Origin of the sequence: Bacillus sp. FSL K6-0268, from assembly GCF_038005425.1 — a bacterium.
Lineage (GTDB): Bacteria > Bacillota > Bacilli > Bacillales > Bacillaceae_G > Bacillus_A > Bacillus_A thuringiensis_S.
Genome location: NZ_JBBOTF010000008.1, coordinates 1 through 10,144 on the forward strand (window position 1 = coordinate 1; position 10,144 = coordinate 10,144).

Genomic DNA, 10,144 nt, shown 5'->3' on the forward strand with positions numbered 1-10,144 from the left:
TCTATCGACCATCATTTTATGTTTACACAACTGTAAGTGACGGCAAGTTCCTGGGGGCTAGCCCCCAACCCCCCCAGCCAGCTCTCTCACCCAAAAACAAAGGAAAAACATATGAAATATATCTGGATTTTTATATGAACAGAATGGACAGATTGTATGAATAGGATGGACAGTTTACAGGTAATTGCTTGATATATATAGAATTTTTTAATATGGATAGATGGAAGATAGATGGATAGTTGAATAAATTAGAGGTGTTTTTAATGGACAATAATCAGGAATGGATAAGTGTAATTGATTTAGCTAAGAAGATTGCTGTATCTGAAAATACATTGAAGCGTTATATAAGAAGGCATGAACAATTTCTTACAGTAAAACAAGGGAATCGTAGTAAATATTTTATTCATGTTGACTCTGTAAAAATCATAAAACAAATAAAAAAGTGGTATAACGATAACATGAATGAAGAGGAGGTGAATAAAAAATTACAAGTAAGCGGAGTACCTCTAATTATTACTATTCCTTCAGATAATAATAGCGCAGAACCTTTATCTATAAATATCTTGGACACTATGAATGAATTACGTGAACGACTTGGGCAACTTGAACAGATTAATAAAAACCAAAGCGAACAATTAGAGGAATTGAAAAGACAACTTAAACAACAAAATGATTTTCAAAAAAATATGTTACATAGATTCGAAGAACGAGATCAAATTTTTTTACAACAAATAAGGAAGGTACAAAAAACAAAAGAGTTATTGGTAGCTACCCAAGTCAAAAAGTGGTGGCAATTTTGGAGGTCATAATGTTGGAAAAAGAAGAATAGATATATAACATACATACAATAAGGGAATGCAGAATAAATCAGCATACAAGCATTCCCTTGCTATGAAATATGTCAAATAGATTGAAAAAAGTAAGGAATAAAAAATAGATAGGTGTATGCAGGATTGTATGCAAAAAAGAGAAGAATGTGACGAGTCATAGGGAAGCCAAATACTGCATGGGATAAGGAATGTATAAAAACTTGCATAAAGAAAAACATGACGAAAGAAGGAAACCCCTTACAGGAGTAAGGGGAAGCCGTGGGATTTGCTACCGATAATAGGACATTATGTCTACTAGGGATGTATAGAATATACAGATAGAGTGAATTACTTCCCCACTTCAAACAGTCCGTTAGGACGTTAAGTGGCGGGGGTAATTCACTTAGTCTATATTTTTCATTAAGATGTAAATACTGCTTTTAATTCACTCATTTTTTTGTTTATCATATTTGTTTACTAAATTTGATATTGTATCAACAATAAAAATTATAATAAAGCTTATTAATGAAAATACAATTAAATTTTTTAAAGCATTTATTAAATCCCTATCCTCAAAGAATTTAAATAAAACTGTTGGGAAGATAAATATAAAGAGGAATAGGAATTTTTTTCTTAATGGTGATTTACTATTGATGATAAATATTCCTCCTTTTTATTCATATGAATAAATAGATTAATCATTTAATTCATTATTCATTTTTAAAGATTTTTTGGCATTTGTTTTATTTATCAAGTAGATTGCTATACCGAAAAATATACTAGTAATTATATTTGAAGTCCATGAAAATGGACTATTTATGAGATAACCCGATCCACTAAAAACAATAAAAAAGATTATACTTTGTAAAATTGTATTTTTTAAAAGTTTCTTTTTGTTTTTCTCTAAGTTTGTCATTGAAGTAATATTAATGAAGTCAATGTTACTGTTAGAAATTCTAATAGTTATATATCCACAAAAAATTATAAATAGTGTTAAGCAAACAATAATATCAGTGGAAATTTCTTTCAAATATATAGTTTTTATAGTTAAGTATAAAAAATTTATTAACATAACTAAAATACCTGCTTCTGCTATATATTTTGTATATGCTTTTTCTTGATACTCATCATTTGATTTTTGACCTAAAATGATTTTTTCTATAATTGTTTTCATTTAATTTCTCCTTCCCAAAATAAATCGTTTAATGTTTTATCTAAGGCTATACAGATAGATATACAGAGTTTTAAAGATGGATTATATTCTTCTTTTTCAATTAATCCAATGGTTTGTCTACTTATATTGACTAAGTCAGCAAGTTGTTTTTGTGTTAAACCTTTTTCAATACGCGTTAATTTCATTTTCATATTCAATATAAGATTCCTCCAATGGAATGTATATATGCCCTTGTGTTATTTATATATTACATATCATTCTACATAAATGTCAAATGATTGTTATCGAACATTATTTTTATTGGTCGAATTATATTAAATTTTATTTTAAGTAATATAAGTAAATCCCCCTAATTAAAAATAATTAGGGGGATTTACTTATATTACTTAATCATTTAAATAGCATAATGCAGCGCCTGTTACTCCGCCACCTAGAGCACCCCATGGGCCTCCCATAGAACCAATGATAATTCCACCAGCAGCTTCAGCAGCAGCTTTTTTCCAAGTGCAGCCTCCGCCATTAATGTTTTCTAATTCTTCTTCTGATAGTTGTGTAAGTGTATTATTAATTTCTTTCATTTATATCAGTCCTTTTATTTTTTATTCTCCAAGACAAGTAATTGCGCCAGCAGCAGCTCCGATATGAGCTCCAACAAATGCGCCGCCTGCTGTACCTAATCCCATTGTTGCAGCAGCACCAGCAGCACCACCTGCGAAAATACCTTTAACAACGCCTGCTCCAATTTTATTAAGGCAGCTTCCACCTGCTGAGATTTCTAGAAGTTCTTTTTGAGTTAATGTTTCAAAGTTTAATTTTTCAGTTTTCATAATTTTATCTCCTTAATATTTTGAATTATTGATTCATTTTTATTATACTGACAATAGGTAAGATGTCCAACCTTTTTTGAGAAAATTTGTTTTTTCAGGAAAATTTTTTGTTGAATAGAAAGTAGGAACTAGTTTGAAAAAAATAAAGTGTATCAAGCAACAAGATTTAAAAGATTGTGGTCCGGCGTGTCTTACCATGATTTCTCGTTACTATGGATGGAAAACATCCATTTCAAAGATTAGAGAGGTAGCGGGTACAGATTTACAAGGGACAAACGTACAAGGTTTAATAGAATCAGGTGAAAAGTTAGGATTTGATGTAAAAGGAGTAAAAGCAACGAATAAAAATGCTTTACATGAAATCTCTTTACCCGCGATTGCGCATGTAGTAATAGAAGATGGACTATTACATTATGTTGTCATTCATAAAGTAAAAAAGAATAAAATATATATCGTTGATCCAGGGAAAGGACATATGGTGTATGCGTTAGAAGAGTTTTGTAAAATGTGGACGGGAATCCTTGTTTTACTGACGCCAACATCAAAATTCCAAAAAGGAAATGAGTCGCAAGGGACATTTTCTCGTTTTGTAGGATTAGTAAAACAACAAACAAATATCATAATACCTTTGTTTATTGCGTCTATCTTCTTTAATTTGTTTGGGTTATTAGGAGCATTTTATTTTAAATTTTTAATCGATGATATTGTGACAAACCAATTATTACAAACACTTCATATGGTATCCATTGGGATTATTGTTTTATATATCTTTAAAGTTCTTCTTTCCTATTTTCGGACACATCTGATTTTATATATGAGTAGACGAATCGATATTCAATTAATGCTGGGATATTATCGTCATGTGGTTGGTTTACCAATGAACTTTTTTGAAACAAGAAAAGTGGGAGAAATTATTTCTCGATTTATGGATGCCAGTAAAATTCGTGAGGCGTTATCAACGATTACAGTAACCTTAATGATCGATACAGTGATGGTTATGGTAGGAGCGATTTTATTATACATACATAGTCCTATTTTATTTGGTGTAACATTAGTCTTAATACCTTTTTATATGGGGATTATTATTGTATTTCATAAACCGTATCAATCTATTAATCGAAAAGAGATGGAAAGTAATGCGAAATTAAATGCTTATTTAGTAGAATCTTTAAATGGAATTGGAACAATCAAATCGTATAATGCAGAAAAAGAAGTATTTTTTCAAACAGAGAATCGTTTTGTAAACTTGTTACATCATGTATTTAAACGAGGAATGTTATCGAATTTGCAAGGTTCTATGAAGATGGGATTGGAACTTATTGGGGGAACGGTTATTCTTTGGGTCGGTGCAATCCAAGTGTTAAAAGGGAATATGACAATAGGAGAATTGATTACATATAATGCATTATTAGCATATTTTTTAAATCCAATTGAAAATATAATTGGAATCCAACCAACGATGCAGTCTGCTTTAGTAGCTGGGGAACGATTGAATGAAATTTTTGACTTAGAAGTAGAAAAAAATGAGAAGGAAGAAAAGAAAGTATCTCCCCAGAAACTTTCTGGCCAAATACAATGTTCCAACGTAACATTTCGTTATGGAACAAGAAAAAATGTATTAGAAGATATAAGTTTTAAAATCCAATCAGGAAGCCAAGTTGCTTTTGTAGGAGAAAGTGGTTCTGGAAAAACAACGATTTCAAAGTTATTAATGGGATACTATGAATCGCAACAAGGTGATATGTATTATGATGATTATCATATCCAAGAAATGAATCGAACAGCATTAAGAGAACGAATTGCCTATGTATCACAAGAATCTTTTTTCTTTAGTGCATCTATCTATGAAAATTTATGTTTCGGATTAACACGTACGGTAACATTAGAAGAAATGATACAAGTATGTAAGCAAGCAGCTATTCACGATATGATAAGTGAATTACCACTGAGATATGAAACCATGTTAGAGGAAAATGCATCGAATTTGTCCGGAGGACAAAGACAACGATTAGCAATCGCTCGTGCATTGTTAAAACAACCGGATATTTTAATAATGGATGAAGCAACGAGTAATTTAGATTCTACAACAGAAAAAGAAATTACAGATATGTTGAAAGAATTAGGAAAACAAGGAGTAACGATTATTATGATTGCGCATCGATTAAGTACGATTCAACATGCACATCAAATTTTTGTAATGGAAAAAGGAAAAATCATAGAACAAGGTTCTCATGAAGAATTGTTAGTTCTTAAGAATGAATATTATCGTTTATGGAAGAATCAAACAGTTCATATAGAATATATAGAACAGGAAAAGTATGCGATGCAAGGTGGTCAGTATGAGTAAAATATATTCTTTTGATCAAATAACAGATAGCGTAGAATTATTAGAAAAGAAACCACCTCGTTTTATTGCGATATTATTAAGTTTTTTAGGATGTATGATAATAGGTTGTATCATATGGGCATGGGTAGGAACGATGGATATTGTGAACAAAGGAACAGCCATCATACAAGAAAGTGACAGTGCAAATATAATCCGTCTTCCTATAGGAGGAACGGTAGAAACGATTTGTGTGAAAAATGGAGAAGAAGTAAAACAAGGAGATACATTGCTCCAATTAAAAAATATAGAATTAGATAGTAAACAACAACAATTGGAACAAGTGATACAACAAAAAAACGAACAGAAAAACATGTTAGAAGAATTCAAGAAAAGTATACAGATACATAAACCTTCTTTTAGTAAACAGATAGATGTGAAAATCAAAGAAGAATATAAAGCCTATGACCAAGGGTATCAAGCACTACAAGTAGAAAAAGAGAATGAAATACAAATAGTTTCAGATAGTAAGGTATCAAACGAACAAGATGATCGTTTACAAGGATTATTAGCACAAAAAGAAAATGTACAAAGAGAAATAGACACAAGTCAAAAACAAGTAGAACAATCAAATATAGGAGAAGAACAAAAGCAAATAGAACAAGAAAAAAGAGCGACATTAGAGTCTCAAAAAACGATTGTAGAGAAACAAATCAAACAACGAACAGAGACATTAGAAAGTGATCAAAAGAAAATAGAAAACATGAAAAAAGGGAAAGAACAACAAAAGCAGCATGCATTAGAGCAATATAAAGAAAGTGCAATTGTAGCAGTGAATCAACGAATACAAACAGTAGAACAAGAAACAATGATGCAAAAGAACGAATTAATCGCCATACAAAAACAAAAAGAAAGATTAGAAATAAAAGCACCGAAAGGTGGCATTATTCAATTTGAAAAACAGGTAGAACAAGGGGAGTTAATAGATGTAGGACAAGAAATGTTATCTATTGTATCAAAGGAAAACAAGAAAAAGGTGAAACTGTTTCTATCGCCAGATGAAATGAATGGAATCAAAAAAGGGAATCAAGTACAATATAGATTTCAATTAAAGAGTACCGACAAACAAAAAGGAACAATCACATATATAGCAAAACAGCCTATATTCGATAAAAGTACGAAGATGTATGTATATGAATTAGAAGCAACGATTGAAAATAAACAAGTAGCAGAGCTACAAACAGGAATGATCGGAAAGGTTTCAGTTGTAACAGGAACAGAGCCAATATGGAAATTCTTCTTAAAAAAATTAAATTTGCATACAAAATAAAAGGAAATACAGATGATAAATCGGATACACGAAGTAGTAAAAATCATAACCATCATGAATGAAAATCAAATCATGTATGTAGTAGAAATAATAGGAATGATATGGTTTGTATTATTTGTATGTGCATACTTGAAATAGAGTGTAGAAATAGGGTATTTGTCAACGGTAAGCGGAACGAAGTGAGCATTAAGGAGTTGACAAATTGCACAACACTTAAACCCTCTTGATGGTTTCAAACGGCACCCGTTTGAACCTGCCAACCGGCGAGGGAGCCCCCTCAAAAAGTGAGGGGGTTGGGGGTGTTTTTTTATATGGGGTCTGGGGAAAATTTCCACAGTAGGTTTGGACAACGTCCAAGGTTTTTATATTTTATGGCTAGCGAAAGTAAGCCATTTTTTGCGAAAGCAAAAACGAAAAGGGGGATTGGGGGAAACCCCCGACAAGCTGTATTTGCGCCACGAAGTGGCTAGCAAATGCGACGCTTGCCAAATCCCTTGCGTCAATGATAAAATTGGAGATAGTACGACCAATTTGGAATGACGCTTCCGTTGGAAACGGAATGAAGGGATGGGACTTGATGAGTGGACAAGATAATGAGATGGCTAGCAATTTTCGGAAGAATCCGAACCGAAAAGAGCGCAGACAAATCAGTTTTCGTGTGAACGATGATGAATATGCAAAGTTGCAGCAGTCAGCTGAAACTTTGGGAATGAGTGTGCCGAATTTCGTAAAGAAAAAAGCACAAGGGAGTCGCTTAATTTCTCCGAAATTTGATAAAGAGACAAGACAAATGATTGCGAGGAATTTGAGCCAGATGGGGAATAACATGAATCAAATTGCGAAATATTGTCATACGCACAAGGATGGCAATATAGATTGGCAACGTTTTAATTATAATATTGAGCAATTACGAAAAGAAGTGAACGAGTTATGGCAACAACTAAACTAGGAAACACAAAATCAGCAAGCAAAACGATCAATTATGCGGAAAAAAGAGCAGTAGAAAAAAGTGGTCATAATTGTGATGTGGAGTATGCGAAATCAAATTTTAAGGAATTAAGAATGTTGTATGGAAAAGATAAGGGAGTTCAGGCGCATACCATTATTCAGTCCTTTAAACCTGGAGAGATTACACCAGAGGAAGCCAATAGCATTGGCTTGGAGTTAGCTCAATCTATTGCAAAAGATTATCAAGTTGTGATTTATACGCATACGGATACAGAACACATTCATAATCACATCGTAATCAATTCTGTTAACATTGAAACTGGTAAAAAGTATCACAGTAATAATAAACAACGAGACTTGATAAAAAGTGAGAATGATAGAATTTGTCAGGCACGAGGATTGTCAGTTGTGGTAGAAAAACAAGCATCAGTGCGGTACACGGCAGCGGAGAAGTCATTGTTAGCAAAAGGAAAAACATCATGGAAAGACGAAATACGACAAGCGGTTGATATAGCGAAAACTCGTACAAGCGATGTAAAGGGTCTTACAGTGTTTTTAGACAATCTAGGTATTGAAACTAGATTAAGAGGAGAAACAATCTCCTACAAGCATCCTGAGGCTTTAAAATGGGTGCGAGGCAGTAAGTTAGGGTATGACTATGAAATAGGAGGGATGGAACGTGGCTTTGAGCGACAAATTGGAGAAGGTAAAACAAGAACACAATCTATCAACAGAAATGAGCACAAGCGAACAAATCAATTATCGAGTGAGAATGTCGGAAATAGAACATCAGAACGAGCTGATTGCGCAACGTATCGACCAATTAGCAGAAAGTATCGAGAAGAACAACAAGCTCGTGAGCGAGCAAATACTTTCCGTCAGCAAAATGAACAGAAAAAACAACGAGAACTTGAACAACAAAGTCGAGCAATTGAAAGAAGCGGACCAAGCTTTGAGAGATAATCTGAGGGAAACGCTGAATCACTATTTTCAGCAAATGAATAAGAGCGTAGGGGAAAGTTTTGAGAAAAAGACAGATAAACTTGTAACTGATTTTTATCACAAAGTACATCAAATAGAGCAAAAAACAAGTGAAGTACAAAACATTAGGATTAAGACAAAGAAGATTGAGGAAGTGTGTGTATCTGTGGTACAAGTCTTGTTATATGCTCTGATTGCAGTTCTTCTTGTAACAGGGATGAAATATGGATTATGGGAAGTATTGGGATTAGCAAGGTTATATGAAAAAGTGTCACAAACATTTGAGTGGGGTTGGCTTGTGATGGCAGTTATTATCGGTGGAATGGGTCTTTGGGCATTCGTCTTTTCATTTACATTTGTAAAAAATAAAATGAGTCAACGTCGTTTTTAAAGATATGAATGTAGACAAATAAGCATTTTAATTGGAATGAAAAGCTAATATTTGGGATGTTTTTCTATTATTTTTAGATGATATTTCCATGTTATAATGATAAATAGAATTTTTTGTAAAATAAAAAACCGCCTATGCTTTGGTCGGCTAGCGGTTTTTTAAAGAGATTAGTTGGATTCAACTAATGATTATTTTATCTTACATAGATTTCTTTATATGTATTTTAACATAGATTGGTTGATTCCTTCCATAAGGGAGAGAATTTATTTTATGACAAAAACCGTAGATTTTGAACAAGCTGAAAGAAATGCTAGAAAGCGAGATTTTGATAAAGACTCACAATCTCGGGTTGAAGAGCAGGAAATAAAGGAATCATTATTAAATAAATTAAATAAACTTACTGGAGAAAATCATTATATTGGTAAAGAGAAAGATCCTTTTGCAGGGGAGCCGTTTAATCAAGTGATACATAGAAATTTACATTTATTGACACAAATAAATTATTTGACTCAGGCTGAGGAAAGTTTATTGTTTAGGATTCAAGCTTATTTAGAATTTAAAACTAATGTAATTATTTGTAGTGAAGATAAGTTTAAAAAGAAAAGAAAACAAGATGATGATTTTGAACTTCCTAAAGCTGCTACTGTTTCGGATATCGCGAAAATGATTGGTAAGTCTCGAACACAAACATCTTTGATTTTGAATTCGTTGAAAGAAAAAGAAATATTATTAAATCCTGAAGGTGCTGGACAAGTCATTGAAAATGGAAGAACTGTAAGTCCCAGGGTATGGATTGTAAATCCTTATATTATGATTTGTGCCCCTAGAAAAAATAATGTTCAATTAGATAGATTAACTATGAGATTATTTCAACATTCTTTGAAAAATATTAAAGATAATAATGGTAACAAAATTGGTTTGCCTGTTAGGTTTTTTTAAACTGTATTCAATTGAATACAGTTTTTTTTTTGAGAGCTTAAATAATAAAAAAAAGGTGTTAGGAAATCCTAACAAATCGTTTCTAAAGTGTTAGGATTTCCTAACACTTTAGAAACAGCGATAAACCTAATCATATCAACGCTTCAAGCTGTTTTTTTATAAGTGCTTCTATTATCACTATTATTAAGGGTTAAAAGTTCCGCAAGGAACAGGTAGTATTTTCCTTCGCTTTGCTTCTGAAAATCTCCACCTTCAAGAAAATAAGGTTATAAAAAAATAATTATTTTTTTATAACCTTATTTTCTTGTCCTTGCCTAACTTTTTTCGGCAGGGATTTATCTTTCGCCAAGCCGATCAGACCAAAAACGAGGAACTAGGTTATACGACTTGGATTTACAAGTATACCTGCCGAACCACCTTGT

11 protein-coding genes are annotated in these 10,144 nt (G+C 32.4%); 7 read left to right on the forward strand and 4 right to left on the reverse strand.

Going from position 1 to position 10,144, the window contains the following annotated elements:
- Positions 1-263 precede the first annotated feature (263 nt).
- Entirely contained in the window at positions 264-809 is a 546-nt protein-coding gene (locus MHI28_RS35880) for a DUF3967 domain-containing protein (RefSeq protein WP_340829595.1), read from the forward strand.
- A 694-nt stretch (positions 810-1,503) separates the two neighbouring features.
- On the opposite strand, the gene MHI28_RS35885 is transcribed toward MHI28_RS35880, so the two are convergent.
- From MHI28_RS35885 to MHI28_RS35900, 4 genes are all read right to left on the reverse strand, one after another.
- The gene (locus tag MHI28_RS35885) at positions 1,504-1,983 is read right to left on the reverse strand and encodes a hypothetical protein (protein ID WP_340829598.1); all 480 of its coding nucleotides are present in this window, start codon (positions 1,981-1,983) and stop codon (positions 1,504-1,506) included.
- The gene (locus tag MHI28_RS35890; RefSeq protein ID WP_445661822.1) at positions 1,980-2,174 is read right to left on the reverse strand and encodes a helix-turn-helix transcriptional regulator; all 195 of its coding nucleotides are present in this window, start codon (positions 2,172-2,174) and stop codon (positions 1,980-1,982) included. The genes MHI28_RS35885 and MHI28_RS35890 overlap by 4 nt, the downstream gene beginning before the upstream one ends.
- A gap of 195 nt (positions 2,175-2,369) precedes the next feature.
- Positions 2,370-2,561: a Blp family class II bacteriocin gene (locus tag MHI28_RS35895; RefSeq protein WP_002204987.1), complete on the reverse strand. Its 192-nt coding sequence runs from the start codon at positions 2,559-2,561 to the stop codon at positions 2,370-2,372.
- Positions 2,562-2,582: 21 nt separating this feature from the next.
- Complete coding sequence (locus tag MHI28_RS35900; protein WP_340829603.1) at positions 2,583-2,810, reverse strand: Blp family class II bacteriocin; 228 nt, start codon at positions 2,808-2,810, stop codon at positions 2,583-2,585.
- A 133-nt stretch (positions 2,811-2,943) separates the two neighbouring features.
- Here MHI28_RS35900 and MHI28_RS35905 point away from each other — a divergent pair, with 133 nt between their 5' ends.
- The 6 genes from MHI28_RS35905 to MHI28_RS35930 all read left to right on the forward strand — a co-directional run bounded on the left by MHI28_RS35905 (position 2,944) and on the right by MHI28_RS35930 (position 9,722).
- Positions 2,944-5,157, forward strand: coding sequence for a peptidase domain-containing ABC transporter (locus tag MHI28_RS35905; RefSeq protein WP_340829605.1), 2,214 nt, complete (start codon positions 2,944-2,946; stop codon positions 5,155-5,157).
- The gene (locus MHI28_RS35910) at positions 5,150-6,463 is read left to right on the forward strand and encodes an HlyD family secretion protein (protein ID WP_340829607.1); all 1,314 of its coding nucleotides are present in this window, start codon (positions 5,150-5,152) and stop codon (positions 6,461-6,463) included. Before MHI28_RS35905 ends, MHI28_RS35910 begins: the two co-directional genes overlap by 8 nt.
- Before the next feature lie 577 nt (positions 6,464-7,040).
- Positions 7,041-7,412 (forward strand): plasmid mobilization protein, encoded by a 372-nt coding sequence (locus tag MHI28_RS35915; RefSeq protein WP_340829610.1) that lies wholly within the window; start codon positions 7,041-7,043, stop codon positions 7,410-7,412.
- Positions 7,394-8,374: a relaxase/mobilization nuclease domain-containing protein gene (locus MHI28_RS35920; RefSeq protein ID WP_340829613.1), complete on the forward strand. Its 981-nt coding sequence runs from the start codon at positions 7,394-7,396 to the stop codon at positions 8,372-8,374. The genes MHI28_RS35915 and MHI28_RS35920 overlap by 19 nt, the downstream gene beginning before the upstream one ends.
- Entirely contained in the window at positions 8,364-8,783 is a 420-nt protein-coding gene (locus MHI28_RS35925) for a hypothetical protein (protein WP_340829615.1), read from the forward strand. The genes MHI28_RS35920 and MHI28_RS35925 overlap by 11 nt, the downstream gene beginning before the upstream one ends.
- A 270-nt stretch (positions 8,784-9,053) precedes the next feature.
- On the forward strand, positions 9,054-9,722 hold the full coding sequence (locus tag MHI28_RS35930; protein WP_061656988.1) for a hypothetical protein: 669 nt from the start codon (positions 9,054-9,056) through the stop codon (positions 9,720-9,722).
- Positions 9,723-10,144 lie beyond the last annotated feature (422 nt).